General features: G+C 62.1%; 23 protein-coding genes. 9 read left to right on the top strand and 14 right to left on the bottom strand.

Annotated elements, in window-relative coordinates; translation table 11 throughout:
- The first annotated feature begins 107 nt into the window (after window positions 1-107).
- The 4 genes from bhcA (at window position 108) to bhcD (ending at window position 4,631) form a co-directional block, all read left to right on the top strand.
- Complete coding sequence (bhcA, locus tag MRY75_RS08210; protein WP_292306814.1) at window positions 108-1,301, top strand: L-aspartate--glyoxylate aminotransferase BhcA; 1,194 nt, start codon at window positions 108-110, stop codon at window positions 1,299-1,301.
- Window positions 1,298-2,266, top strand: coding sequence for a beta-hydroxyaspartate dehydratase BhcB (bhcB, locus tag MRY75_RS08205; protein WP_292306812.1), 969 nt, complete (start codon window positions 1,298-1,300; stop codon window positions 2,264-2,266). The genes bhcA and bhcB overlap by 4 nt, the downstream gene beginning before the upstream one ends.
- A gap of 104 nt (window positions 2,267-2,370) precedes the next feature.
- The gene (gene bhcC, locus MRY75_RS08200) at window positions 2,371-3,534 is read left to right on the top strand and encodes a 3-hydroxy-D-aspartate aldolase BhcC (RefSeq protein ID WP_292306810.1); all 1,164 of its coding nucleotides are present in this window, start codon (window positions 2,371-2,373) and stop codon (window positions 3,532-3,534) included.
- Between the two features lie 131 nt (window positions 3,535-3,665).
- Window positions 3,666-4,631, top strand: a complete 966-nt coding sequence (gene bhcD / locus MRY75_RS08195; protein ID WP_292306809.1) for an iminosuccinate reductase BhcD — start codon at window positions 3,666-3,668, stop codon at window positions 4,629-4,631.
- Window positions 4,632-4,730: 99 nt separating this feature from the next.
- Here bhcD and MRY75_RS08190 read toward each other — a convergent pair whose 3' ends face one another.
- The 3 genes from MRY75_RS08190 to puuE all read right to left on the bottom strand — a co-directional run bounded on the left by MRY75_RS08190 (window position 4,731) and on the right by puuE (window position 8,113).
- Entirely contained in the window at window positions 4,731-6,146 is a 1,416-nt protein-coding gene (locus MRY75_RS08190; RefSeq protein ID WP_292306807.1) for a nucleobase:cation symporter-2 family protein, read from the bottom strand.
- Window positions 6,147-6,212: 66 nt separating this feature from the next.
- Window positions 6,213-6,704, bottom strand: a complete 492-nt coding sequence (locus MRY75_RS08185) for an ureidoglycolate lyase (RefSeq protein ID WP_292306805.1) — start codon at window positions 6,702-6,704, stop codon at window positions 6,213-6,215.
- Window positions 6,701-8,113, bottom strand: coding sequence for an allantoinase PuuE (puuE, locus tag MRY75_RS08180; RefSeq protein WP_292306803.1), 1,413 nt, complete (start codon window positions 8,111-8,113; stop codon window positions 6,701-6,703). Before puuE ends, MRY75_RS08185 begins: the two co-directional genes overlap by 4 nt.
- Before the next feature lie 148 nt (window positions 8,114-8,261).
- Between puuE and uraH the strand changes: the two genes are divergently transcribed.
- The 3 genes from uraH (at window position 8,262) to MRY75_RS08165 (ending at window position 10,949) form a co-directional block, all read left to right on the top strand.
- A complete protein-coding gene (uraH, locus tag MRY75_RS08175) occupies window positions 8,262-8,618 on the top strand; it encodes a hydroxyisourate hydrolase (protein ID WP_292306801.1) in 357 nt (118 codons plus the stop codon).
- Window positions 8,619-8,881: 263 nt separating this feature from the next.
- Complete coding sequence (locus tag MRY75_RS08170) at window positions 8,882-9,772, top strand: sulfotransferase domain-containing protein (RefSeq protein ID WP_292306799.1); 891 nt, start codon at window positions 8,882-8,884, stop codon at window positions 9,770-9,772.
- Between the two features lie 115 nt (window positions 9,773-9,887).
- Window positions 9,888-10,949 carry a DMT family transporter gene (locus MRY75_RS08165; RefSeq protein ID WP_292306797.1) on the top strand — a complete coding sequence of 354 codons (1,062 nt, stop codon included), beginning with the start codon at window positions 9,888-9,890 and terminating at the stop codon, window positions 10,947-10,949.
- A 12-nt stretch (window positions 10,950-10,961) separates the two neighbouring features.
- Here MRY75_RS08165 and MRY75_RS08160 read toward each other — a convergent pair whose 3' ends face one another.
- Window positions 10,962-11,870: a LysR family transcriptional regulator gene (locus MRY75_RS08160; protein WP_292306795.1), complete on the bottom strand. Its 909-nt coding sequence runs from the start codon at window positions 11,868-11,870 to the stop codon at window positions 10,962-10,964.
- 98 nt (window positions 11,871-11,968) lie between these two features.
- Between MRY75_RS08160 and MRY75_RS08155 the strand changes: the two genes are divergently transcribed.
- Window positions 11,969-13,195 carry a urate hydroxylase PuuD gene (locus tag MRY75_RS08155; protein ID WP_292306793.1) on the top strand — a complete coding sequence of 409 codons (1,227 nt, stop codon included), beginning with the start codon at window positions 11,969-11,971 and terminating at the stop codon, window positions 13,193-13,195.
- A gap of 227 nt (window positions 13,196-13,422) precedes the next feature.
- Here the strand turns inward: MRY75_RS08155 and MRY75_RS08150 are convergent, their stop codons facing one another.
- The 7 genes from MRY75_RS08150 to MRY75_RS08120 all read right to left on the bottom strand — a co-directional run bounded on the left by MRY75_RS08150 (window position 13,423) and on the right by MRY75_RS08120 (window position 21,145).
- On the bottom strand, window positions 13,423-14,568 hold the full coding sequence (locus MRY75_RS08150; protein ID WP_292306791.1) for an iron-containing alcohol dehydrogenase: 1,146 nt from the start codon (window positions 14,566-14,568) through the stop codon (window positions 13,423-13,425).
- 4 nt (window positions 14,569-14,572) lie between these two features.
- Entirely contained in the window at window positions 14,573-15,949 is a 1,377-nt protein-coding gene (locus MRY75_RS08145; protein WP_292306790.1) for an aldehyde dehydrogenase family protein, read from the bottom strand.
- 3 nt (window positions 15,950-15,952) lie between these two features.
- Window positions 15,953-17,314, bottom strand: coding sequence for a glutamine synthetase family protein (locus MRY75_RS08140; protein ID WP_292306789.1), 1,362 nt, complete (start codon window positions 17,312-17,314; stop codon window positions 15,953-15,955).
- Window positions 17,315-17,386: 72 nt separating this feature from the next.
- Entirely contained in the window at window positions 17,387-18,424 is a 1,038-nt protein-coding gene (locus MRY75_RS08135; RefSeq protein WP_292306787.1) for a TRAP transporter substrate-binding protein, read from the bottom strand.
- A gap of 50 nt (window positions 18,425-18,474) precedes the next feature.
- Complete coding sequence (locus tag MRY75_RS08130; RefSeq protein WP_292306784.1) at window positions 18,475-19,800, bottom strand: TRAP transporter large permease subunit; 1,326 nt, start codon at window positions 19,798-19,800, stop codon at window positions 18,475-18,477.
- The gene (locus MRY75_RS08125; RefSeq protein WP_292306782.1) at window positions 19,800-20,381 is read right to left on the bottom strand and encodes a TRAP transporter small permease subunit; all 582 of its coding nucleotides are present in this window, start codon (window positions 20,379-20,381) and stop codon (window positions 19,800-19,802) included. The genes MRY75_RS08130 and MRY75_RS08125 overlap by 1 nt, the downstream gene beginning before the upstream one ends.
- Entirely contained in the window at window positions 20,378-21,145 is a 768-nt protein-coding gene (locus MRY75_RS08120; protein WP_292306833.1) for an N-formylglutamate amidohydrolase, read from the bottom strand. Before MRY75_RS08120 ends, MRY75_RS08125 begins: the two co-directional genes overlap by 4 nt.
- A gap of 107 nt (window positions 21,146-21,252) precedes the next feature.
- Between MRY75_RS08120 and MRY75_RS08115 the strand changes: the two genes are divergently transcribed.
- The gene (locus MRY75_RS08115; RefSeq protein WP_292306780.1) at window positions 21,253-22,119 is read left to right on the top strand and encodes a MurR/RpiR family transcriptional regulator; all 867 of its coding nucleotides are present in this window, start codon (window positions 21,253-21,255) and stop codon (window positions 22,117-22,119) included.
- A gap of 99 nt (window positions 22,120-22,218) precedes the next feature.
- Here the strand turns inward: MRY75_RS08115 and MRY75_RS08110 are convergent, their stop codons facing one another.
- Genes MRY75_RS08110 through MRY75_RS08100 form a run of 3 tightly spaced genes read right to left on the bottom strand, consistent with a single transcriptional unit; the run spans window position 22,219 to window position 25,171 of the window.
- Window positions 22,219-23,046 carry a DMT family transporter gene (locus MRY75_RS08110; protein ID WP_292306779.1) on the bottom strand — a complete coding sequence of 276 codons (828 nt, stop codon included), beginning with the start codon at window positions 23,044-23,046 and terminating at the stop codon, window positions 22,219-22,221.
- Window positions 23,043-24,386, bottom strand: coding sequence for an aspartate aminotransferase family protein (locus MRY75_RS08105; RefSeq protein WP_292306777.1), 1,344 nt, complete (start codon window positions 24,384-24,386; stop codon window positions 23,043-23,045). Before MRY75_RS08105 ends, MRY75_RS08110 begins: the two co-directional genes overlap by 4 nt.
- A complete protein-coding gene (locus MRY75_RS08100; RefSeq protein ID WP_292306775.1) occupies window positions 24,386-25,171 on the bottom strand; it encodes a metallophosphoesterase in 786 nt (261 codons plus the stop codon). Before MRY75_RS08100 ends, MRY75_RS08105 begins: the two co-directional genes overlap by 1 nt.
- Window positions 25,172-25,173 lie beyond the last annotated feature (2 nt).

Genomic DNA, 25,173 nt, shown 5'->3' with positions numbered 1-25,173 from the left:
TGTTTTTGCTGAACTTCCGAGATTTTCAGAATATGAAAAATAATTTCGAAAAAATTGCGCGCAGAGGGCACAGGGCCTAGTTTGGCGTCAATTGGAGGAGAGACACCATGAGTTTCCAGAACCCCGTTTTCATTCCCGGCCCGACCAACATCCCTGAATCGCTGCGCAAGGCGTGCGATATGCCGACCATTGATCACCGGTCGCCGCTGTTCGGTCAGATCCTGCATCCCGCAAGAAAGGCGGTTCAGCAGATCCTGAAAAGCACCAGCGCCGAAGTGTTCATCTTCCCGGCATCGGGCACCGGCGGCTGGGAAACCGCACTGACCAACACGCTCAGCGCAGGGGACACCGTTCTGGTGGCCCGCAACGGTATGTTCTCGCATCGCTGGATCGACATGTGCGAACGCTTTGGTCTTGACGTGATCATCGTGGACGTGGCCTGGGGCAAGGGTATTCCCGCGGATCGCTACGAAGAGATTCTGACCAAGGACACGGCGCACCGGATCAAGGCGGTTCTCGCCACACACAACGAAACTGCAACGGGCGTGAAATCCGACATCGCGGCTGTCCGCCGCGCGATGGATGCGGCCAAGCATCCGGCTCTTCTCATGGTGGACGGTGTGTCCTCCATCGGGTCGATGGATTTCCGCTTTGATGAATGGGGCGTCGATGTTGCGGTGACCGGATCGCAGAAGGGCTTTATGCTGCCTGCGGGTCTGGCCATCGTCGGCTTCAGCCAGAAAGCGATGGAGTCGACCAAGACCGCTGGCCTGTTCCGTACGTTCTTTGACGTGCATGACATGATGAAGGGTTACGCCAACAACGCCTATCCCTATACGCCGGCTGTTGGCCTGATGAACGGTCTGAACGAGGCATGCCGGATGATTCAGGCGGAAGGTCTGGAAAACGTGTTTGCCCGTCATACCCGCATTGCGGAAGGTGTGCGCGCGGCGGTGAAGGCGTGGGGTCTGAAGCTGTGTGCGGAAACGCCTGATCTTTATTCCGATACCGTGTCGGCCATCCGCACGCCGGACGGGTTCAACGCAACCGACATCGTGTCCCATGCCGCCAGCACCTATGGCGTCGCGTTTGGCACCGGTCTGGGTGAGGTGGCGGGCAAGGTGTTCCGCATCGGCCATCTGGGCAGCCTGACCGACGTGATGGCCCTGTCGGGTATCGCCACTGCCGAAATGTGCATGGTGGACCTCGGGCTCGACATCAAGCTTGGCTCTGGTGTGGCTGCGGCGCAGGAACACTATCGTCACGGGTCGAACATCGCACAGAAGGTGGCTGCAGAATGAAAGACATGGGCATGATCATCCCGACCTATGAGGACATGCTGGCGGCGCATGAGCGGATCAAACCGCATATCCGCCGCACGCCGGTGATGCAGTCGGATTACCTCAACGACCTGACCGGGGCGCAGTTGTTCTTCAAATGCGAGAACTTTCAGGAACCGGGGGCCTTCAAGGTGCGCGGCGGATCGAACGCGGTGTTCGGGCTGAGCGATGAAGAGGCGCAGCGCGGGGTTTGCACGCATTCCTCGGGCAACCATGCTTTGTGTCTGAGCTACGCCGCAGGGCGTCGGGGCATCCCGTGCAACGTGGTCATGCCGCGCACAGCGCCGCAGGCCAAGAAAGACGCGGTCCGTCGCTATGGCGGCACGATCACCGAATGTGAACCTTCGACAACATCGCGCGAGGCGGTGTTTGCCGAGGTGCAGGCGCGCACAGGTGGGGAATTCGTGCACCCCTACAATGATCCGCGCGTTATTGCGGGGCAGGGGACCTGTTCCAAGGAATTCATGGAGCAGACCGATGGTCTGGACATGATGGTGGCACCCATCGGGGGCGGGGGGATGATCTCGGGCACCTGTTTGACGCTGTCGACACTGGCACCCGAGGTCAACATCATCGCGGCTGAACCCGAGCAGGCCGACGACGCCTATCGCAGCTTCAAGGCGGGGCACATCATTGCCGATGACGCGCCCGAGACGATTGCAGACGGTCTCAAGGTGCCGCTCAAGGATCTGACCTGGCATTTCGTGTCGAACCACGTGTCCGACATCATGACTGCGTCGGAACAAGAGATCATCGACGCGATGAAGATCACCTGGAAGTACCTGCGCATCGTGATGGAGCCGTCCTGCGCCGTGCCGCTGGCAGTGATCCTCAAGAACAAAGAGGCGTTTGCGGGCAAGCGCGTTGGTGTGATCGTCACGGGTGGCAACGTGGACCTCGACAAACTGCCATGGATGACAAGCTGAGGCTTTCCCCGCCCAAAAGTTTCCGATAGGAAACTTCCGGGATTATATGACACAGGGGCGAGTCGGCGCAGACCCGAAACCCGCTCTACCTTCGGAGAGATGCAATGAAAGACATGACCGTATTCGACGACTACGAAGTTGGCTATGACATCCCCGCCAAGCCGGGCATGTCCGAGGCCGAGGTGCAGACACCCTGCCTCGTGCTCGACCTCGACGCGTTGGAGCGCAACATCAAGAAGATGGGCGATTACGCCAAGGCGCATGGCATGCGTCACCGAGTGCACGGCAAGATGCACAAGTCGGTCGACGTGGCTTTGCTTCAGGTCGAACTGGGAGGTGCCTGCGGCGTCTGCTGCCAGAAAGTGTCCGAGGCGGAAGTGTTCGCCCGTGGCGGCATCAAGGATGTTCTGGTGTCGAACCAGGTGCGTGACCCGGCGAAGATCGACCGCCTGGCGCGGATGCCCAAGCTGGGTGCGCGGACCATCTGCTGTGTGGACGATCTGGCCAACGTGGCGGACCTGTCGGCCGCGGCGGTCAAGCATGGCACGCAGATCGAATGTCTGGTCGAAATCGACTGCGGCGCGGGTCGTTGCGGCGTGACCACGACGCCTGCCGTGGTCGAGATTGCCAAGGCGATCGACGCGGCAGAGGGTCTGAAGTTCGCTGGCATCCAGGCCTATCAGGGTGCCATGCAGCACATGGACAGCTATGACGAACGCAAGGCGAAGATCGACATCGCCGTGGCACAGGTGAAGGACGCCGTGGACACGCTCAAGGCCGAAGGCATCGAGTGCGACATCGTCGGCGGTGGCGGCACGGGTTCGTATTACTTCGAGTCGAACTCGGGTGTGTATAACGAGCTGCAGTGCGGGTCCTATGCGTTCATGGACGCGGATTACGGCCGTATCCTCGACAAGGACGGCAAGCGCATCGACCAGGGCGAGTGGGAGAACGCACTGTTCATCCTGACCTCGGTGATGAGCCATGCGAAGGCTGACAAGGCCATTGTCGACGCGGGCCTCAAGGCGCAGTCGGTGGATTCGGGTCTGCCGGTGGTCTTTGGCCGTGATGATGTGCAGTACGTCAAATGCTCGGACGAGCATGGCGTGGTCATGGACCCGAACGGCGCGCTCAAGGTCAATGACAAGCTCAAGCTGGTGCCGGGCCATTGTGACCCGACCTGCAACGTGCACGACTGGTATGTCGGTGTGCGGAACGGCGTTGTGGAAACCGTCTGGCCCGTCTCGGCGCGCGGTCGCGCGTATTGATTTCGCCGCGCTGATGCGCGTCGATCCGTGGGGGGCCAGCCCCCCACACCCCCCGAAGTATTTTTGAACCAGAGAAGACAAGGACGGTGCGCAGTGGGGACTGTCGCACCGTTTTTCATGAGGGAGAGACCATGTATATCGTTCCGGAAGCCATGATCGCCGATCTGGTGTCACGCGAGGCCTCGTTCGAGGCGGTGGAGCAGGTGTTTGCCGCGATGGCGGCGAAGGATGCCTATAACTTCCCGGTGGTGCGCGAGGCGATTGGCCATGAGGATGCGCTCTATGGCTTCAAGGGCGGTTTTGACCGGGTTGGCGGCGCGCTGGGCCTGAAGGCCGGGGGCTACTGGCCGCACAACCTCGAGAAACGCGGGCTGATCAACCACCAGTCGACGGTGTTCCTGTTTGATCCGGATACCGGTAAGGTTCGGGCGATGGTCGGGGGGAACCTGCTGACGGCGCTGCGCACGGCCGCGGCATCTTCGGTGTCGATCAAACATCTGGCGCGGGCGGATGCCAAGGTCATGGGCATGGTCGGCGCAGGCCATCAGGCGACGTTCCAGCTGCGCGCGGCGTTGGAGCAACGGTCTTTCGAGAAGGTAATCGGGTGGAACTACCATCCCGAGATGCTGCCGAATATCGAGAAGGTCGCGAAGGAGGCTGGCGTGCCGTTCGAGGCGGTGGATCTGCCGGGGATGGCGGAGGCGGATGTGATCATCTCGATCACCTCGGCGTTTGCGCCGTCGCTGATGGCGGATCATGTGAGTCCCGGCACACATCTGGCCTGCATGGGCACCGATACCAAGGGCAAGCAGGAGGTCGAGGCGGCGCTTCTGGCACGGGCCAAGGTGTTCACCGACGAGGTGGCGCAGTCGATCAGCATCGGGGAGGCGCAGCACGCGGTTGCGGCTGGTCTGATCACCGAGAGCGACGTGATCGAGATCGGTGCGGTGATCAATGGCACCCATCCGGGGCGGACATCGGACGATGACATCACGCTGTTTGATGGAACCGGTGTGGGGCTGCAGGACCTTGCGGTGGCGTCAAAGGTCGTCGAGCTGGCGATTGAACGGGGCGTGGCGGTCGAGGTGGATTTCTGATCGGGCCGGGATGGTCTGAACGTTTCTCCACCGTTCCCCAGCAGGCATGAAAAAACCCCCGGTGTGCACCGGGGGTTTTCTTTTGATCTGAGTGTCGGATCACTCGCCGGGCATGGTGCCCTTGCCGTGGCCGGACATGCCACCCGAGACTTCCTCGGTCGACTCGTCCGAGAGTTCCTCGGGCAGGACGAGGTTCAGCACGATGGCTATGACCGCGGCGGGCAGAATGCCGGAGGTGGCGAGCACCTTGATCGTCTGCGGCAGGTATTGCAGCGCGCCCGGTTCCAGTTGCAGGCCAAGGCCCAGGGACAGGGCAATCGCAAAGATCACCATGTTGCGGCGGTTCCAGTTGACGTCGGACAGCATCGAGATGCCCGCCGCGACAACCATGCCGAACATGACGATCACACCGCCGCCCAGCACTTCGATCGGGACCGACGAGATCACCGCGCCGACCTTGGGCACGAGGCCGCAGAGGATCAGGAAGAGCGCACCGATGGTGACAACCCCCCGGCTCATCACGCCGGTCATGGCGATCAGGCCCACGTTCTGGCTGAAGGAGGTGTTGGGCAGTGCGCCGAAGAGGCCCGACACGGCGGTGCCCAGACCGTCGGCATAGGTCGCGCCCTGGATTTCCTTGTCGGTCGCTTCGCGCCCCGCGCCGCCCTTGGTGATGCCCGACACGTCACCGACGGTTTCGACGGCCGACACGAAGGACATCGCACAGAAGCCGATGATCGCGGCGACCGAGAATTCGAGGCCGAAATGCAGCGGGTTCGGCAGGGCGAAGGGTGCGGCGCGGCCCACATTGCCAAGGTTCACCTGACCCAGCGCGAAGGCCACGGCGTAGCCGACCAACAGGCCAACCAGAACAGCCGAGACCGAGAGCATGCCGCGGGTGAAGAACTTGAGGCCCAGCGTGACGATGATGACGGTGCCGGCCATTGTCCAGTTGAGCAGCGAGCCGTATTCTTCGGTCCCGATGGCGGGAACGCCGCCTGCCGCGTATTGGATACCCACCTTGACCAGCGCGAGGCCGATCATTGTGACGACAAGACCAGTGACAAGCGGCGGCAGGGCAAAGCGCAGTTTGCCGATGAAAAGGCCGAGGCAGGCGTGGAAGAGACCGCCCACGAGGATGCCGCCCATCAGAACGGCGATGGCGTCGACACCCTTGCCCGCGACCAGCGGGATCATGATCGGGATGAAGGCAAAGGACGTGCCCTGCACGATGGGCAGGCGGGCGCCCACGGGGCCGAAGCCGATGGTCTGGAACAGTGTGGCGATGCCTGCAAAGAACATCGACATCTGGATCATGTAGATCATCTGCGGGAAATCGGGGCTGTTCGAGCCAAAGCCAAAGCCCGCAGCCCCACAGACGATGATCGCCGGGGTGACGTTGGACACGAACATCGCCAGAACGTGCTGGATGCCAAGAGGTACCGCCTTGGCGATGGGGGGTGTGTAATTCGGATCGCGGAGCTGCTCCGGCGTGCCGATGGATGCGTCTGACATGGTTCCTTCTCCCTCGTAACCAAGTGTTTTATTGCCGGACGCCCCTCCTCGAAGGCGGCCGGTCCGTTAGCTGCCGTCGATCACCTCGTAGGGGGTGTCGAGCCAGTGTTCTTCGAGATTGTTCCCGTCCCCGATCCGGTCGATGATCGCGAAAAGCCCAGTGCCGGACAGCGGGGTGAGAACCCCGTGCCAGGTGTTGCGGTGCAGATTGATTGCCTGTCCCGCCTGGGTCAGGAAGGCGCGGGGTGTGCCGGGTTTGCCGTTCTCGTCCGGGACGACGATCACCAGGAAGGGATCGTGGCTCATCGGGACAAAGGCCTGACTGCCCAGCGGGTGCCGTTCCAGCAGGTCGAGCATGTAGGGCAGGCTGCGCAGCTCAGCCTTGAAAAGGCTGATCCCGGCGCGGCCGTCCGCAAAGTCGAGCCTCGCGCGGTCGTGGTAGCGGCCGCAGAGACCCTGATTGATGATCTTGTCGGGCTCACCTGAACAGTCGAGCAGGTCGCCGAACGGGGCAAAGGCGGTGGCCGTCAGCGGCTCTGAGCGGATCTGACGGGTCATGCGCCCAGCTTGTCCAGAAGCCGCAGTTCGGCGATGCGTTCGACCTGGCGGCAGGCCTCGGCGAATTCGGTGGCGCGGTCATTGCCGATGCGACGATGGAACGCGTCGAGGATGCTGGCCTTGGTGTTGTCCTTGACCGCGATGATGAACGGGAAGCCGTGGCGCGCGACGTAGTCGGCGTTCAGTTTCTGAAACGTGGCGCGTTCGTCGTCGGTCAGCATGTCGAGGCCCGCACCGGCCTGTTCGGAAGTGGACTCGGCAGTAAGCCGTCCGGCGGCGGCGAGTTTGCCGGCAAGGTCGGGGTGGGCGTTCAGAACGCCAAGGCGTTCGTCGTCTGAGGCGCTGCGGAAGGCGCGGCAGAGCAGGCTGTGTACGCCACGGGCGGTGTCATGGGTCGGGCCGGATTCATAGGCACAGGCGCGTTCGGCGATCCACGGGGAGTGCTCGAAGATACCGCCGAAGGCCGCGACGAACTCCTCCTGGGTCATCGCGGACGGGCGCTGCGCGGTGGGGGCGGGGTGTTCTTTGGCCCAGTGCTGCGCAATCTGCTGGCGGGTGGCGAACCAGACGCCGTCATGCCCGGCCATATAGTCCAGCGCGCGCTTCAGAGCGGCGGCACGGCCGGGGCGACCGACGATGCGGCAATGCAGGCCGATGGAAAGCATCTTGGGCGCGCCTTCGACGCCTTCGGCATAGAGGTAGTCGAAGCTGTCCTTGAGGTAACTTTCGAACTGGTCCCCGTTGGTGAACCCTGCCTGAATGCCGAACCGCATGTCGTTGCAGTCCATTGTGTAGGGCATGATCAGCTGATGTGTGTCGCCGAAGGTCATCCAGTAAGGCAGGTCGTCGGCATAGCTGTCGGCGACGTAATCAAACCCGCCCTGTTCGGCGACCAGACGGACCGTGTTGTTGGAACAGCGCCCGGTGTACCAGCCTTTCGGCGGTTCACCGACCACCTCGGTGTGCAGGCGGATCGCTTCGACGATCTGTGCGCGTTCCTCGGCCTCGGGCATGTCTTTGTGTTCGACCCATTTCAGACCGTGTGAGGCGATCTCCCACCCGGCGTCCTTCATCGCGGCGACCTGTTCAGGCGCGCGGGCCAGTGCGGTGGCGACGCCGTAGATGGTGATGGGAATGTCCTTCATCATCCGGTGCAGACGCCAGAACCCGGCGCGCGCGCCGTATTCGTAGATGGATTCCATGTTCCAGTGGCGCATCCCCGGCCAGGGCTGGGCGCCCGTGATCTCGGACAGGAACGCTTCGGAGGCGGCATCGCCGTGCAGGATGTTGTTCTCGCCGCCCTCTTCGTAGTTCATCACGATCTGAACGGCGATCTTGGCGCCACCGGGCCAGTTGGCCTTGGGTGGGGTGGGGCCGTATCCTGTCATGTCGCGGGGGTAGCGTTGCACGTCGATGTCCTCCTGATCGGTTGTCTGTGTAATCCGAATAATCCATTTCGTTTTTCAAGAAATCCCGAAAGCTGTCTCAAATGGCTTGTTGTTTGCGCATTTCGCAAGATTGGCCGCATAAAGAGGCAGGTGACCACAGGAGGATGCGATGTCCGGCTATTTGACGACCCATGTTCTGGATACCGCGCGGGGCTGTCCCGCCGAGGGGATCAGGATCGTTCTGTCCCGCGTGACCGATGCCGGGCTTGAGCAGGTCGCCGAGACCGTGACCAACGATGATGGGCGCACCGACAGCCCGATCCTGCCTGTGGATGCGTTTCAGACAGGCACCTATGAGCTGGTGTTTTTCGCGGGCGATTACCTGCGGGCGACCGGTCAGGCAGGAGAGGATCCGCTGTTTCTCGATCAGGTGCCGATCCGGTTCGGCATGTCGGATGCGGCGGCGCATTATCACGTGCCGCTTTTGCTGTCGCCCTATGGGTATTCGACCTATCGGGGAAGCTGAGCGGAGACTCGGCGTCCCGCCGATGATCTAGAATTTTATGGGCGAGGCCCAGAAACTTCGTACGAAGTTTCTGAACGCGGCTCATTAAATTCTGGTTACGCTGGCTGACAATTTGTGGCGAACCGGATGCCTGTGTTCGCGTCCATCCGGAACGCGCGCGCTGTGTCGATCTGGCAGCCAAAGCCGGATGCGTACTGTTTTTAATTGTGTCCGACCGCAACCCGGCGTTTCCTGATCCTGTCCGCAGGCAGGAGGTGCCCCGAATGACGACCCGAAAGCTCTATCTCGGCCCCCTGACCGACAACCGGCGGTGGGATATGGTCCGCATCCGGCCCGATGACGTGTTCGTCGTGACCCCGCCCAAATGCGGCACCACGTGGATGCAGACCATCGTTGCGCTCTTGTTGTCAGGTGATCCCGATGTCGAGACGGAATTGTCGGTCAAGATGCCATGGGTCGACATCCGCATCCGCGAGATGGCCGAAGTGGCCGACCGGCTCGAGGCCATGACCCACCGGCGCAGCATGAAAAGCCACACACCGATGGACGGGCTGCCCCTCGACGATCAAGCAATGTATCTGTGCGTGTTCCGCCATCCGCTGGATGCGCATTTCTCGTACCGCACGCATGTGCGGAACATCCCGATGTCGTGGTTCGACATGTGGTATCCCGAAGACGATCCGGACGGCGTGACCTTTCGCCGGTTTCTGGATGGCGGGGCCGAAGGGTTCGATACCGACGCCATGCCGCTTGCGCATATCCTGCAACACTACACGGCGGCAAAGGCGCTGGCGGATCGCCCCAATGTGGCGCTATTTCATTATGCCGACATGAAACGGGATTTGGCGGGGACATTCGCCAGGGTCGCCGACCTCTTGGGTCTTTCGCATTCCGATGCCGTGATGGAGAAACTCGTTGCTGCGGCGACCTTTGACAACATGAAACAGAATGCAGACCGCTATGCGCCCTCGGGCGGCAAGGGTTTCATGAAATCGGACTCGGACTTCTTTCACAGTGGCACCAACGGGAAATGGCATGGCACGCTGACCGGGGCCGAGCTGGCTGCCTATGAAGCAATTATGGACACGTATCTGTCGCCCGAGGATCGCGCCTGGCTGGAGTTCGGGTCCGAGGGTGTGCCGGCGCTTTCGTGACACCCCTACAGAACATCCCTGCGCCGCCGATGTGAAATCGGGCGCGCGAGGATGAAACCGACATCCGGGTCGCTGTCTGGCGGGATGGCGGCGCGGAAACGGTCAGTCTGGCCTTATGACCGTTTCGACACATACCGCCGGACCGCCCCTGTCCCGCACGCTTCAAGGCATCGTCTGCGTGATCGTGGGCATGGTTCTGTTTGTCGGACAGGACCTGCTGATGAAGGGGATGCTGACCACCTATCCGGTGTGGATGCTGATCTTTGTCCGTTCGGTGATGGCTTTATTGACCTTATTGCCACTGGTTCTGTGGCTGGGTGCGCCACACCGCATCTATACGCCGCTTTGGCCGTGGTATCTGGCGCGCGCAGTTCTGTTCGCCGGGGGATTCGCGATGTTTTACACGGCCTTTCCCTTCATGGGATTGGCCGAGGTCACCACGCTGTTCTTCGCCGCCCCCCTGATGACGGCGACATTGGCGGCGGTGTTCCTGCAGGAAAAGATCGGGATACACCGCGTTCTGGCCCTGCTGGTGGGGTTTGCGGGCGTTATCATCGCGGTGAACCCGACGGGCGGCAATTTCGGCTGGATCTCGATCCTGCCGGTGATGACTGCGCTGACCTATGCGATCAGCCAGACCATTGTCCGCAAGATCGGAGAGCAGGACACATCGCTCGTCATCGGACTTTACACGATTTCCCTGTCGGGGGTGGTGATCGTGCCAATCGGGTTTCTGGTGACGCGGTTTATCGACATCACGCCAGAGCTTTATCATCTGCGCATGAGCTGGCCTGTTCCGGCCCTTGACGGGCTTGGCATGCTCGCGCTCTTGGGCGGCATCGGGACCGTGGCCTATACACTTGTCTCGCGCGCCTACCAGATCGCGAGTGCAAGCGTGATTGCGCCGTTCGACTACAGTTACCTGCCGCTTGCAGCACTTTTCGGTTACCTTGTTTGGGGGGAAGTTCCGCACTTTACCACCTTTGTCGGCATGGTTCTGATCGTGAGCAGCGGCATGTACACCGCCTATCGCGAGCTGCGCATCGAGCGCGAGGCCAATGACATCCCGCCAACCGCGGAAACCGTCTTTACACCCGGCGCACCGGCTGTGGTTCTGGTGGATGCGCTGGATGCCGAAGCGGCTGAACCTGACGGTCAGGTGCCTGCCCGCGAGTGAGGTCTTTGCGCATCAGGCGCTCTTGATTGCCGTTCCGATCCGGCCGATCACGAAATCCATGAACAGCCGGGTTTTCGGATCTTGCCTGCGCCGATGGGTGAAGAGGCAGGCCATCTGCACCGGGACGGGGGGCGTTTCTTTGGCGACCGGGATCAAACGCCCGGCGCGCAGGTGGTCTGCGACTTCGAACACCGGTTTGAGCGCGATGCCCTGACCGTTCAGCGCCCAGTCGGTCAGCACGTCGCCATCGTCGGATTCAAAGCGCCCCCGGACCTTGAACCGCTTTGGGCCATTCGGTGTCTGCAGCCGCCATTGGAATTCGGTGGCACCCGGAAAGCGCAGGTTCAGGCATTCGTGGTTCTGGCTCAGCAGGTCGTCACCCGTGTTCGGCATGCCGCGCGCCTTGATGTAGCCGGGGGCGGCGCACAGCACGCGGTCGACATCCGCGATCTTGCGGATGCGCAGCGTGCTGTCCTCGGGTTCGCCCAGAAACACGGCAAGGTCGAGGCCTTCGGTGGTGAGGTCAACCTTACGGTCGGTGAGGCGCAACCGTACGGAGACTTCGGGGTATTGTTCGATGAATGCGGGCACTTGCGGCGCGATCAGGCGGCGGCCGACACCTAAGGGGGCGGCTACATAGATCGAGCCACGGGGTTTTTCGGTGATGTCGACCACCTGCGCCTCGGCTGCCTCGACCGCTTCGAGCACTTCGACGGCACCGGCGTAGAACAGGCGGCCTTGTTCGGTAGGGGTCAGGTTGCGGGTGGTGCGCTGGAAGAGGCGGACCGAGAGGTGTTCCTCAAGCTGGGCGATCCGAGTCGACGTGACAGCGGGCGAAATGCGCAAATCGCGACCAGCGGCGGACATGCTGCCCAATTCGTAGACACGCACGAAGGTTCTGATGTTGTCGAGATAGCTCATTATTCGCAGATTTTTGATACAGCTTGGGTTTTCATCGGAATAGCAGAAGAATGGCCCTGCCGCTAGTTTGTCGGAAACTGCCACGGGAGCCTTTCGCCATGTATGATTTCGCCGTTCTCTGGGACTGGATCGCCTTTGCTGTCCGTTGGCTGCATGTCATCACCGCGATGGCGTGGATCGGGGCGAGTTTCTATTTCATCGCGCTCGACCTGATGCTGAAACCGGCGAAGGACATGCCAGAAGGGGCGTATGGCGAGGAGTGGGAGGTTCATGGCGGCGGGTTTTACCATACGGTAAAATACCTCGTGGCCCCGGCGCGGCTGCCCGAACATCTGACCTGGCACAAATGGCAAAGCTATACGACTTGGCTGTCGGGCGCGGCTTTGCTGATGATCGTCTATTGGGTGGGCGGTGAGCTGTATCTGCTCGACCCGACCAAGGCGGATCTGGCGCTGTGGCAGGGGATTTTGATCTCGGCGCTGTCGCTGACCATCGGCTGGCTGCTCTATGATTTCCTGTGCAAATCCGCGCTGGGGGAACAGCCCACCGTGCTGATGCTGCTGCTCTTTGCCATCCTTGTGGTGATGGCCTGGGGCTATGATCAGGTGTTCACTGGACGCGCGGCGCTGCTGCATCTGGGGGCGTTCACGGCGACGATCATGACAGCCAACGTGTTCTTCATCATCATGCCGAACCAGCGGATTGTCGTGGCCGACCTAAAGGCGGGGCGCACGCCCGATCCCAAATACGGCAAGATCGCCAAGCTGCGGTCGACCCACAACAACTACCTGACGCTTCCGGTGATCTTCCTGATGCTGTCGAACCACTACCCTTTGGCCTTCGGCACCGAATTCGCGTGGCTGATCGCGTCACTGGTGTTCCTGATGGGGGTCACGATCCGGCACTACTTCAACTCCATGCACGCGGGCAAAGGCCAGCCGAACTGGACCTGGGCGGTGACGGCGGTGATCTTTGTCACCATCGCCTGGCTGTCGACGCTGGGCGGGACCGAGACATATGACGAGGCGGCAGAGCGTCCGATGACCGAGTTCGAGATGCGCTTTGCGTCCGCCGACGGGTTCGAGGACGCCTATAACGTGGTGCAGGGCAATTGCTCGATGTGCCACGCGCGCGAGCCTTTGTGGGACGGTATCCGCTGGGCGCCCAAGGGTGTCTATCTGGAGACCGAGGCAGACGTGGCGCAGCACGCACACCAGATCTATTTGCAGGCGGGACGGTCCCACGCCATGCCGCCGCCGAACGCGATCCAGATGGATGACGCGGCGCGGGCGCAGATTGTGGCTTGGTATCGGGCTGTGGAGTAGGCCCGAATGTCAGCGGTCAGTCCATGTTGCCCAGTCACATATAGGATCAATAGCCAAAGCAAAGCTTTGGCAGCGCCCGAACCGCCCCCACGGGGCGGGCGCTTCTCGCCCACCCCTCGGTTCGGGCGCGACGTTTGTCTGACAGTGGAGCTGCCACTTTGTCCCGCTTAGCTGACCTAAGCCCAATCCATGATCGTATTCCTTAGGTCACGCGGTGAAGTCACGGCTTACAACACCGACTCGAACAACGCCCGCGTGTTGGCCTCGGTCATGGTGACCGGGTTGCCGCCGGTGGACGGGTCGTTCAGAGCGTCGCGGACCAGCACGTCGAGGTTCGCGTCCTTCACACCCAGATCGGTGAGTGTTTTCGGGATCGCGAAGCTGGCGTTGAACTGATCGACAAAGGCGCAGAAACCGTCGAAGCCGCCGTCAATGCCCAGATAGCCCGCTGCGCGGTCAAACCGGTCGCGGATGGCGTCGGCATTGAACTTGAGCACGGTGGGCATGAAGACGGCGTTGGTGGTGCCGTGGTGGGTGTGGTGATGCGCGCCGATGGGGTGGCTCAGAGCATGGATCGCGCCGAGGCCCTTCTGGAAGGCGGTCGCGCCCATGGCGGCGGCGCTCATCATGTTCGCGCGGGCTTCGATATCGGACCCGTCGGCATAGGCGCGGGGCAGGTTGTCGACGACAAGGCGCATGCCTTCGAGCGCGATGCCTTGGCTCATCGGGTGGTAGTGCGGGCTGGAATAGGCCTCTACGCAGTGGGCGAAGGCATCAAGACCGGTGCCTGCGGTGATGAATTTGGGCATGCCCACGGTCAGTTCGGGGTCGCAGATCACCACGGCGGGCAGCATCTTGGGGTGGAAGATGATCTTCTTCTCGTGGGTTTCCGAATTGGTGATGACGCTGGCGCGGCCCACCTCCGAGCCTGTGCCGGCGGTGGTCGGCACGGCGACGATGGGGTGGATGCCAGCGGGGTCGGCGCGGGTCCACCAGTCGCCGATGTCCTCAAAGTCCCAGAGGGGGCGGGACTGACCCGCCATGAAGGCCAGCGTCTTGGCGAGATCAAGGCCGGAGCCGCCGCCAAAGGCGATAACGCCGTCAAAGCCGCCTTCACGGTAGACCTTGAGGCCTTCTTCGACGTTCTTTTCGTTCGGGTTGGGATCGACATCCGAGAACATCGCGCGGCCCAGACCCGCCTGTTCGACAAGGTTCAGGGTCTTTGTGGTGATTTCCATATCCGCGAGGCCCCGGTCGGTGACGAGGAGCGGTTTGGAGATGCCAGCGGCAAGGCACGCCTCGGCGATTTCCGAGATGCGGCCCGCGCCGAAACGGATGGCGGTGGGGTAGGACCAGTTTCCTTTGAGGGACATCGGCTTATGCCTTCTTGAGGTGGTAGGATTTGGGGCGTGTCAGGGCCTGATACGCCAGTTTTGACAGACCTTGCCCGCGGCCGGTGTCCTTGCAGCCGGTCCAGCAGAGCGCAGGGTCAAGGTAGTCGCAGCGGTTGAGGAAGACGGTGCCTGTCTCGATCCGGTCGCCGATGGCTTCGGCGGTGGCGGTGTCGGTGGACCAGATGGAGGCGGTGAGGCCAAACCGGCTGTCGTTCATCAGCGCGATGGCTTCTTCGTCGTCCTTGACCGGCATGATGCCGACGACGGGGCCGAAGCTTTCGTCGCGCATGACGCGCATCTTGTGTGTGACATTGGTCAGGATCTGTGGGGTCAGGTACGCGCCGCCATCATCGGCGGGCATGGTGTCGATATGTGCTTTTGCGCCATCGGCCAGCGCCTCTTCGATCTGGGCGCGGACTTCCTTGGCGAAGCGGACATTGGCCATCGGGCCCATGGTGGTGTCGGGATCGAGCGGGTTGCCCAGTTTCTGTGCATTGACCCACGCGACGGCCTTTTCGACGAACTGGTCGTAAAGGCTTTCGTGCACGTAGATGCGTTCGATGCCACAGCAGCACTGTCCCGAGTTGAACATCGCGCCATCAAGCAGGGTGTCGACTGCCGCGTCGAGATTGGCGTCTTCACGGACATAGCCGGGGTCTTTGCCGCCAAGCTCGGTCGAGACGGGGATGAAGGTGCCCGCGGCGGCACGTTCGATGGCCTGACCGCCGCCGACCGAGCCGGTGAAGTTGACGAAATCCACCGCACGTTCAGACAGAAGCGCAGAGGTGGTGTCGTGGTCGAGGACGAGGTTCTGGAACACGTCTTCGGGCACGCCCGCCGCGTGGAAGGCTTCGGCCAAATGGTCGCCTACGGCCAGCGTCTGGCCTGCATGCTTCAGGATCACGGTATTGCCCGCGATGAGGGCGGGGGCCACGGTGTTGATCGCGGTCATGTAGGGGTAGTTCCAAGGTGCGATGACGAGAACGGTGCCCCACGGTGTACGTTTGATCAGGCGGCGGAACGCGTCGCTGTCTTCGAACTGCATGGGCGCAAGCGACTCTTCGGCGACATCGGCCATGTAGGTCAGGCGTTCGTTGAAACCGCCATATTCGCCGCCATAGCGGACGGGACGGCCCATCTGATGCGCCAGTTCGGTCGCCATGCGGTCTTTCTGCTGGCCGACGATTTCACCCGCCTTGCGCACCAGTTCGATGCGTTCGGACAGCGGGCGCGCGGCCCAATCGGCTTGGGCGGCCCTGGCGCGTTTGGCGGCGTCAAAGGCGGCGTCGCGGGTCAGCACCTCGCGCGTGAGGTACACCGATCCGTCGATCGGTGAGATCAGGTCTACGGTCTTGGTCATGTCTTAGGCTCTTTCAAATCCGCGCTGGAGTTCCCAGTCGGTGACAACGGCGTCAAAGGTTTCCTGCTCCACCTCGGCGGCGCGGGTGTAGTGGTCGATCACGAAATCGCCCATGGCCGCGCGCAGCATGGCGGAATTGCGCAGGGTTTCGGTTGCGGCGCGCAGGGTGGCCGGGATCTCGGGGATGTGGTGCATATGGTAGACATCGCCCGAAACAGGCTCTTCCAGAGTCAGCTTTTCCTCCATACCGGCGATCCCGGCGGCGAGTTGTGCAGCGCAGGCGAGATAGGGATTGATGTCGCTTCCGGGGATGCGGCACTCGATCCGCACACCCTTGGTTCCATCGCCCACAAGGCGGTAGCCTGCGGTGCGGTTGTCTACCGACCATGCGATCTTGGTGGGGGCGAAGGTGCCCGGCAGGAAGCGCTTGTAGCTGTTCACGTAGGGCGCAAGGAAGACCGTCATGTCGGGGGCGTATTTGATCAGGCCCGCGACATAGGACTTCATCGTGTCCGACATGGTCAACTTGGCGTCCGGATCGTGGAACACGTTAGTGTCGCCCTTGAAAAGCGACTGGTGCACATGGGCGGCGCTGCCCACCTTGTCGGCGCGCCATTTGGGCAGGAAGCTGGCCGCATGGCCGTGCATCTGGGCGATTTCCTTGACCGCGTGTTTCGCGATCGTGTGGTTGTCCGCGCAGGCGAGCGCATCGGCGTAGCGGATGTTCAACTCTTCCTGACCGGTTTCGGCCTCGCCCTTGGAGTTCTCGACCGGCACACCAGCCGCCACCAGATGGTTGCGGATCGGGCGCATGACGTGTTCCTCGCGGGTGGTCTGGAGGATGTTGTAATCCTCGTTATAGCCGCTGATCGGCGTCAGGTTGCGGTAGCCGGATTTGCGGATTTCGTCGTAGCTGTGCTCGAAGAGGAAGAACTCCAGCTCGGTCGCCATCATCGGCGTCAGGCCCATCGCATCGAGGCGCTCGATCTGTTTCTTCAGCATCTGGCGCGGCGAATGGGGCACGGGTTCGTGCGTGTGATGGTCGATCAGATCGCACAGCACCATGGCCGTACCTTCCAGCCAGGGCATCGGGCGAAGTGTCGCCAGATCGGGCTTCATCACGTAGTCACCATACCCCGCCGCCCAGCTTGTGGATTTGTAGCCATCCGGCGTGGCCATCTCGAGGTCGGTGGCCAGCAGGTAGTTGCAGCAATGGGTCTCTTTCCATGCGGACTCGAGGAAGTTCGACACATGGAAACGCTTGCCCATGAGGCGGCCCTGCATGTCGACCATGCAGACCAGAACGGTATCGATTGCGCCGCTCTCGGCTTTGGCTTGCAGGTCATCAAGGGTCATATGGGCCATCGGTTCGTCCTTTTCCTTCACGGTCAAAGCGACCCCCCGAGAGGGATCGCTTCTTGAGGCTTCGTGCGTCGATTATTCGAAGTTGTAGGGTGCGCCAGCCTGATTGATGACGCTGTTGTATTCGCGGAAGATGCTGATGATCTTCTGCTGGATCTCACCTTCCTCGGCAACCTCGTTCCAGAACTCCTTGGCGGCGTTCTCGACCTCGGCCCATTCGCTTGGCGGCACCTGGCGAAGTTCAAGCTTGTCGCCGTTGGCGCGCAGGGCTGCTTCGCCGCCCCAGTACCACTGGTTGCGGTAGGTGTGGCCCGCCTCGGTCGCGGCCATGACCACGGATTTGAGGTGATCCGGCAGGTCGGCCCAGCGTTGCTGGTTGATGAACCACGAGCCGATCCATGCGCCCGAGATGTTGTTGGTCAGGAAGTAGTCGGTCACATCCGCCCAGCCGACAGTGTAGTCCTCGGTGATGCCGGACCACGCCATACCGTCCAGTTCGCCGGTCTGAACCGCGACTTCGGCGTCTTCGTAGGGGATCGACACAGGGACGACGCCGAACTTGGACAGGAAACGACCGGCGGTCGGGAAGGTGTAGAGGCGCAAGCCATCGAGGTCGGCGACCGAGGTGATTTCCTTGGTGGTGTTGAAGTTGCACGGGTCCTGACCGGCGGCCGAGATCCACTGCACACCGACCTTGGCGTATTCTTCTTCCCAGATCTCCTTGAGACCGTACTGGTTGAAGAGCACCGGCACGTCGAGGATGTGCTTGGTGGCGAAGGGGAAGTAGCCGCCGAACTGGCGCAGCGGTGTCGGGGACGCCATTGAGTCGTCGTCCGAATGCACGCCGTCGATGGTACCGCGCTGAAGCGCCTGGAAGAGCTCGCCGGTGGGAACGATCTGGTCGGCGTAGAACAGCTCGACCGTGAGTTCACCGTTGGAGTTGTTGTTGATGTAGTCGATGACCGGCTTGGTCACGTGTTCGCCCAGTGCGGCACCGGCATAGGTCTGGAAGCGCCATGTGATGCCCGACTGCGCCTTGACGATGGCGGGGGCGGCAAGGCTGGCTGCCGCACCGATGCCGGCTGTTCTGAGAAACTTACGTCTGGTGGTCATGTCATGTCCTCTCTGTGGTTTTGGGTGCGCTCCGTTGCCGGAGTCTTGGGTTATTTGTCATACACGTATTCCGGCAGCCAAAGGGCGATCTCCGGGAATACCATGATGATCGCAAGCGCCATCACCATCACTGCTACGAAGGGAAGGATGGAAGAGTAGATATCGCGCAAACTGATTTCAGGCGGAGCCATCGCGCGCATCAGGAAGAGATTGTAGCCGAAAGGCGGGGTCATGTAGGCGATCTGGGTCGTGATCGTATACAGGATGCCGTACCAGATCAGGTCGAAGCCAAGCGCTGCAACGAGCGGGACATAAAGCGGTGCCACGATCACAAGCATGGCCGTGTCGTCAAGGAAGGTGCCCATGATGATGAAGCTGAGCTGCATCAGGATCAGGATCACCCACGGGCTGAGGCCAAGTTGTTCGGTAAAGAGGTTCTCGATTGCTTTGACCGCACCCAGACCGTCGAACACCGCGCCAAAGGCAAGGGCGGCCAGGATGATCCACATGAACATGCAGGAAATGCCGAGCGTCTGGCGCACCGAGTTCTCGAACACCTCGCGGGTCATGCGGCCCTTGAGGACGGCAGCCATGAAGGCCGCAATCGCGCCGATGGCAGAGCTTTCGACAAGCGAGGTCCATCCGTTCACGAAAGGCACCATCATCACGAAGAAGATGCCCAGCGGCAGCAAACCGGCGCGCAAAAGGCGGAGTTTCTCGGCGCGGGGAATGTCGCGTTCGGCGGCGGGCAGGACAGGGCCGAGCGATGGGTTCATCTTGCAGCGGAGCACGATGTAGAGGACGAACATGCTCGCCATCATCAGCCCCGGGATCACACCGGCGAGCCACAATTGGCCGACCGGCTGGCGGGCAATCATCGCGTAGAGAACCAGCACCACCGAGGGTGGTACAAGGATGCCGAGCGATGACCCCGCTTGTATGACGCCTGTCACCATCCTCTTGTCATAGCCGCGCTTGAGCAGTTCGGGCAGCGCGATGGTGGCGCCGATGGCCATGCCGGCGACGCTCAGGCCATTCATGGCCGAGATCAGGACCATCAGGCCGATGGTGCCCACGGCAAGGCCACCCGAGAGTCCGCCCATCCAGACGTGGAACATCTTGTAAAGGTCGTCCGCGATGCGGCTTTCCGACAGGACGTAGCCCATGAAGATGAACATCGGCAGGGTCAGCAGCGGATACCATTTCATCAGCTTCATCGCCGCCGAGAAGCCGAGGTCATATCCACCGCGATCCCCCCAGAGGAAGAAGGCCGCGACCACGGCCACAAAGCCGATGGCGCCGAACACGCGCTGGCCCGTCAGAAGCATCAGCATCATGGTCGAGAACATGAGTGCCGCAATCAGTTCGTACGGCATCAGACCTTGGCCCCCATGTCATGTCCCTTGAGGCGCAGGATGTCCTTGGCCAGTTCGCACAGCACTTGCAGCAGCATCAGGAAGATGCCGATCACCATGATCACCTTGATCGGCCAGAGATAGGGCCGCCACGATGTCGGGCTGCGTTCGAGAAAACCCAGTTCTTCGCTGCCCGTCGCAAGGCCTGCGAAAAAGCTGATGGGTTCCGATCCGAAATAGCCCAGTGAATAGGCGGTCGAGGCGATCCCGCCATAGAGCAGGAAGAGCAGGTACACGATGAGAAACAGCACCGTCACCGCGTCGATGGCGGCTTTTCGGCGGTCGCTCATTTCGCCGTAGATCAGATCCATGCGGACGTTCGATCCCATCTGGATCGAATAGGGGCCGCCGAGGATGTAGTAGGCGACCATGGCGAATTGGGCCATTTCCAGCGTCCAGAGCGATGGGACAAGGAACACCTTGCTGATGGACGACCAGATCAGGATGCCCATCATCACGAAGATGCCGTACATCACGATCCGCCCGATCATGCGGTTGAACGGGTCGATCACCCGGACATAGGCCAAGAGCGCACCGGTCATGTGGCCTCCTGTGTCGCCAGCGCACTGGTCAGCATGGTGCTCAGGATGTCGGCGAACCGGGCGACGCCATTTGCATCGGAGATCAGATCGTTGCGGACTTCGATCATCACGTTCTGCAAGCCACGCGGGATCGCGTGTTCGCGCAATGTGTGGGTGACGCCATCGGTGACGGAATAGGGCGCGTTGAGGCGTGCATCGAGGCCGTCGGGCCGTTTGGACATCATGGCGCGCGCAAGCCTGTCGTCGCTGTCATGCAAGAGGCCGAGTTCCACCTCGCGGGGCTGGCCGAACCAGATCGGTGTAAAGGAGTGGATCGTCACGAGAATGGGGGGTGTCTTGAAACTGTCGAGCGTGGTTTTCAGCAGCGTGCGGAACGGTTCATAAACCTCGGCCACCCGCGCGGCGCGGGCGGCGTCGGACAGATTCTGGTTGCCGGGCACGTCCACCACCTCGGATCGGGGCGGGACCGCATCCGGTGCGCTTGGCGGCCGATTGCAGTCATAGACGAGCCGGGACACACGCGAGGCGACCAGTGGCGCGTCGAGTTTTTCCGACAGCGCAACGGCAAGAGCACGCCCGCCGATATCCCAGGCTGCATGGCTGTGCCGATGTTCGGGTGCGACACCGAGATCCATCAGCTTTGCAGGAATGAAGGCGCTGGCATGTTCGCACACAAGGCACATGGGGGCGGTTCCGCGAGGATGGATCACCTCTGCGGCGGGCCCGTCGTCGTCGGCCAGAATCGTATGGTCTTTGGATGTCATCACGCGGCCATTAAGGGTTGGGGGCTTTCGACCTGTCAAGACAATTTCGTTGATTATTGTACCAAGGTGAGTATCAATGTAGCGATTGCTACAAAAGGCGTCACGGGATGGCGAAACCCCTTTCGGTCAAGGACAGGCTGCACGATCAGGCGGGTGCATTGACGCCAGCAGAGCGGCAGTTGTCCAGCGTTCTCATGCGCGATTATCCGGTGGGCGGGTTGCAATCCATCACCCGGATCGCCGAGGCGGCGGGGGTGTCGACGCCGACAGTGATCCGTCTGGCGCGCAAGCTGGGCTTCGACGGGTTCCCGGAGTTGCAGGCCGCGATGCGGGACGAGGCGTCCGAACAGTTCAAGACACCCATTCGCAAGCGCGAGGGATGGGGGGATACCAAGCCCGGATCGGCGGCGTTCACGGCCTTTGCCGAGGCGGTGTTCGACAATCTGAGCCGCACGATTGACCGGCTGGAGCCGGGGACGCTCGATGCCATCGCGGGGGTTCTGGCTGAACGGCAGAGGCCGGTGTACCTGTCCGGTGGGCGGATCACGCGGTCGAATGCCGATTACTTCTACAACCATCTTCAGATCATCCGCCCGGCGGTGACGTTGCTCGGGGCATCGCCAAATGTCTGGCCGCAATACATTCTGGACATGGACCGCGCGTCGGTGCTGATCCTGTTCGACATTCGGCGGTATGAACGGGATCTGGAGCGTCTGGCGGAACTGGCCAAAGAGCGGGGGGCGGAGATCATCCTGTTCACCGATCAATGGGGGTCGCCGATTTCGCGGCTGGCCGACCATGTCGTGAACGCGATGATCGAGGTGCCGTCAAGCTGGGATTCGACGCTGGCGATCAACCTGATCATCGAAGCCTTGATCGCCGAGGTTCAGACGCGCGTGTCCGACAGCGCGCGGGCGCGGATCGAAGCGCTGGAGGATATGTTCCGGTCGACCCGGATCTTCCGCAAGCCCTGATTTTCGGGTCCATGATGCGGTGACGCATCATGGTGTTTCGGTGGACCGAAACATTGGGGCTCTGCCCCAAACCCCGAAGTATTTTCGAACCAGAGAAGATCAGGACAGGGCGAGGATGATGACGCCGAGTGCCACCACGCTGGCCGCGACTAGCCTGCGCTTGGCCGGTCCTTCGCCGAGCCAGTAGACGCCGATCAAGGCTGCGAAGATCACGGAGGTTTCGCGCACCGCTGACACGATGCCGATGGGGGCCAGTGTTTTGGCGAAGAGGGCCAGCCCATAGGCGAGGCCGGAGATGAGGCCGCCTGTCAGGCCAAGGACAAGCGCGCGTTGGCTGATGCTGCGGGCGCGGTTGAACCGGGTGGCGATGACGAAGACGGCCACGAAGATCTCGGCGGCGAACAGCCAGACGACATAGCCGATGGGTGTGCCGGAAACGCGAATGCCGATGCCATCCACCACCGAATAGGCCGCGATGATGGCAGAGGTTGCAAGTGCCGCTCCGATCCCGCGCTTGTCGGCGTGCCGGATGGCGGCCAGCACCATGATCCCGGCGGATACGGTCACGATCCCGATCCAAGCCCAGAGCGACAGGGACTCATCCGCCCAGACCATGGCGCCGAGGGCGACCATCACCGGGGCGGTGCCGCGCGCGATGGGGTAGATCAGGGACAGGTCGCCAAAGCGGTAAGCGATGTTCAGGCCGTAATAGTAGGCCCAGTGGATCACCGTGGAGGCGATGATGAAGGGAAACGCCTCGGCTGCCGGGATCGGGACAAAGGGCACCAGGGCAAAGGCGGGCAGGCAGTGGCCCGTTGCCACCAGACCAAGCGTGATTGCGCGGTCGCCCGAGGTTTTGACCAGCGCGTTCCAGAGCGCGTGGAGCAGCGCGGCCAGCAGGACGATCAGAAGGACGGTTGTGCTCACCCGGTTGTCCGGATCGCGTCGATGACGATGTCGAGGGCTGTGTCGAGATCGGCCTGGGAGATCACCAGCGGGGGTGACAGGGTCAGCACGCAGCCGGCGCTGATCTTGAAGCTGAGGCCTTTGTCGAGGCAGGCATAGTAGATGCGTTCGGCGCGGTCGGGATCGGGGGTGCGGCTGTCGCGGTCGGTTACGATCTCGACCCCGAACATGAGGCCGCGACCGCGGATGTCGCCCACATGAGGGTGATCGTGCAGCGCGTCTTTCAGGCGCTCCTGGGCGTGGGTGCCAAGGGTTGCGGAGCGGTCTACCAGTCCTTCGTCCTCGATGATGTCAAGCGTGGTCAGTGCTGCGCGGGCGGTGACGGGGTTCTTTTCGTGCGTGTAGTGCCCGATGGCGAAGTCGCCCGCGACGTTCAGATCGTCCCGTGCGATGATCCCGGCGATGGGGAGCATGCCGCCGCCAAGCGCCTTGCCGAGAACAACGATATCCGGTTCGATTCCGTCATGATCAAAGGCGAACATGCGGCCGGTCTTGCCGAGGCCTGTCGGGATTTCATCCATGATGAGCAGCGCTCCGTGTTTGCGGCAGGCGGCCTGAACGGCTTGCCAGTAGCCCGGTGGGGGGACAACCGGAACGGCGCGCATGGGTTCGGCGATGATGGCAGCCACATCGCCTTCGCGGGCCAGAGCGAATTCGACCATCTTGGCGCAGGCAAGGGCGCAGGTTTCCGGTCCGGGGTGGCCATAGGCGCAGTGGTAGCAGTGAAAGGGGGCGACGTGTTCGGCGCCGGGCAGGAGCGGGCCGGCGATATGGCTGCGGAAGGTGGCTTCGCCGCCGACGCTGGAGGCGCCAAACCCTGCACCGTGGAACGCGTCCCAGAAGCTGATCGTCTTGAACCGGCCTGTGGCGGCGCGGGCAAGGCGCAAAGCGACTTCCACGGCGTCCGATCCGCCCGTGGTGAAGAGAACGCGGTTGAGATTGCCGGGTGCGATCCGGCCCAAGCGTTCAGCGAGCGTGACGGAGACATCGTTGGTGAAGCGGCGCGGTGAGAAGGGCAGCGCGTCGATCTGGTCTTTCACGGCCTGCACAAGGCGCGGATGGCCGTAACCGATGTGGTGCACGGAGTTACCGTGGAAATCCATGAAGCGGCGGCCGCTGGTGTCTTCGATCCAGATGCCTTCGGCCTTGGCGATGGTGCTGAGGCAGGGGGAAGACAGGGATTGGTGCAGGAAAGCGTTGGCATCACGCGCCAGCAGGTCGCGCGTTTCGTTGTGTGTTTCGCGCGCGGACCAGTCGGCCCGTGCGGCGCTGGTGTTGGCTTCGCCTTCGGTGTGTCGCATCAGGCGGGGTCCTCGATATCCGTCATCTGGATCACCACCCGATCCGGGCCGATCAGGATGACTGCGTATTGGGGGCGTTCCTCGGGCGCGACGAAGTTTGACCAGTCCCATGTCTGGTGGGGTGGCCGGGTCTGATGCGCGATGGAGCGGAGGGCGGTGAAGGGCACGCCGCCGATCACGCCGGACAGCGGGCGGTGCACATGGCCGACGCAGAGATGTTCGACCTGGGGGGCAGAGGATAGAAGATCGACCAGAGGCTGGTGATCGAGCAAGGGCATGTCGTCGAGCAATCCGAGGCCCAATGGGCCGGGCGGGTGATGGGCAAAGACAAGGACACGCCTGTCGCGGGTTTGCTCAAGTTCCGAGGCAAGCCAGTCCAGACGGGCGGCATCCATTTGTCCCGCATCGCTGCCGGGCAGATGAGTGTCGAGGCAGAGCAGGGTCACATTGCCGTAGAGGTCGTGGCGGTATTGATAATAGCCCTCAGGCCCTGTTCCGGGTCGGGGAAGCGCCGCGATCATGTTCGCGCGATTGTCGTGATTGCCGATCATCGGAAGGAACGGCACGCGCAGGTCTGACAGAGCCTTGCTCAGTGCCGTGTATTCCTCTGCCGTTCCGGTATCGCACAGATCGCCGGATGCGACGCAGCACAGCGCGTCGGCATGATGGGCGTTCACCTGTTCGACCACCTGGTGCAGCCGCGCACGGCTGTTCACGCCTTCGACCTGACCAGAGACCGTCTGGTGCAGGTCGGAGATCCAGACGATCTTGTGGGTGAAGGCCATGG

The sequence above is a fragment of the Marivita sp. genome (assembly GCF_022763305.1).
Lineage (GTDB): Bacteria > Pseudomonadota > Alphaproteobacteria > Rhodobacterales > Rhodobacteraceae > Marivita.
Note: the sequence above shows the minus strand (reverse complement) of the source record. Positions and strands in the feature narration are given on the sequence as shown.

What these genes read in the sequence shown, in the direction of transcription:
- MRY75_RS08185 (WP_292306805.1), bottom strand. Translation starts at nt 6,704, where the DNA reads ATGACCCGTCAGATCCGCTCAGAGCCGCTGACGGCCACCGCCTTTGCC.
- MRY75_RS08155 (WP_292306793.1), top strand. Translation starts at nt 11,969, where the DNA reads ATGTATGATTTCGCCGTTCTCTGGGACTGGATCGCCTTTGCTGTCCGT.
- MRY75_RS08190 (WP_292306807.1), bottom strand. Translation starts at nt 6,146, where the DNA reads ATGTCAGACGCATCCATCGGCACGCCGGAGCAGCTCCGCGATCCGAAT.
- uraH (WP_292306801.1), top strand. Translation starts at nt 8,262, where the DNA reads ATGTCCGGCTATTTGACGACCCATGTTCTGGATACCGCGCGGGGCTGT.
- bhcC (WP_292306810.1), top strand. Translation starts at nt 2,371, where the DNA reads ATGAAAGACATGACCGTATTCGACGACTACGAAGTTGGCTATGACATC.
- MRY75_RS08165 (WP_292306797.1), top strand. Translation starts at nt 9,888, where the DNA reads ATGACCGTTTCGACACATACCGCCGGACCGCCCCTGTCCCGCACGCTT.
- MRY75_RS08100 (WP_292306775.1), bottom strand. Translation starts at nt 25,171, where the DNA reads ATGGCCTTCACCCACAAGATCGTCTGGATCTCCGACCTGCACCAGACG.
- MRY75_RS08135 (WP_292306787.1), bottom strand. Translation starts at nt 18,424, where the DNA reads ATGACCACCAGACGTAAGTTTCTCAGAACAGCCGGCATCGGTGCGGCA.
- MRY75_RS08145 (WP_292306790.1), bottom strand. Translation starts at nt 15,949, where the DNA reads ATGACCAAGACCGTAGACCTGATCTCACCGATCGACGGATCGGTGTAC.
- bhcB (WP_292306812.1), top strand. Translation starts at nt 1,298, where the DNA reads ATGAAAGACATGGGCATGATCATCCCGACCTATGAGGACATGCTGGCG.
- MRY75_RS08140 (WP_292306789.1), bottom strand. Translation starts at nt 17,314, where the DNA reads ATGGCCCATATGACCCTTGATGACCTGCAAGCCAAAGCCGAGAGCGGC.
- MRY75_RS08105 (WP_292306777.1), bottom strand. Translation starts at nt 24,386, where the DNA reads ATGCGACACACCGAAGGCGAAGCCAACACCAGCGCCGCACGGGCCGAC.
- MRY75_RS08115 (WP_292306780.1), top strand. Translation starts at nt 21,253, where the DNA reads ATGGCGAAACCCCTTTCGGTCAAGGACAGGCTGCACGATCAGGCGGGT.
- MRY75_RS08125 (WP_292306782.1), bottom strand. Translation starts at nt 20,381, where the DNA reads ATGACCGGTGCGCTCTTGGCCTATGTCCGGGTGATCGACCCGTTCAAC.
- bhcD (WP_292306809.1), top strand. Translation starts at nt 3,666, where the DNA reads ATGTATATCGTTCCGGAAGCCATGATCGCCGATCTGGTGTCACGCGAG.
- MRY75_RS08120 (WP_292306833.1), bottom strand. Translation starts at nt 21,145, where the DNA reads ATGACATCCAAAGACCATACGATTCTGGCCGACGACGACGGGCCCGCC.
- MRY75_RS08170 (WP_292306799.1), top strand. Translation starts at nt 8,882, where the DNA reads ATGACGACCCGAAAGCTCTATCTCGGCCCCCTGACCGACAACCGGCGG.
- MRY75_RS08130 (WP_292306784.1), bottom strand. Translation starts at nt 19,800, where the DNA reads ATGCCGTACGAACTGATTGCGGCACTCATGTTCTCGACCATGATGCTG.
- MRY75_RS08150 (WP_292306791.1), bottom strand. Translation starts at nt 14,568, where the DNA reads ATGTCCCTCAAAGGAAACTGGTCCTACCCCACCGCCATCCGTTTCGGC.
- bhcA (WP_292306814.1), top strand. Translation starts at nt 108, where the DNA reads ATGAGTTTCCAGAACCCCGTTTTCATTCCCGGCCCGACCAACATCCCT.
- MRY75_RS08160 (WP_292306795.1), bottom strand. Translation starts at nt 11,870, where the DNA reads ATGAGCTATCTCGACAACATCAGAACCTTCGTGCGTGTCTACGAATTG.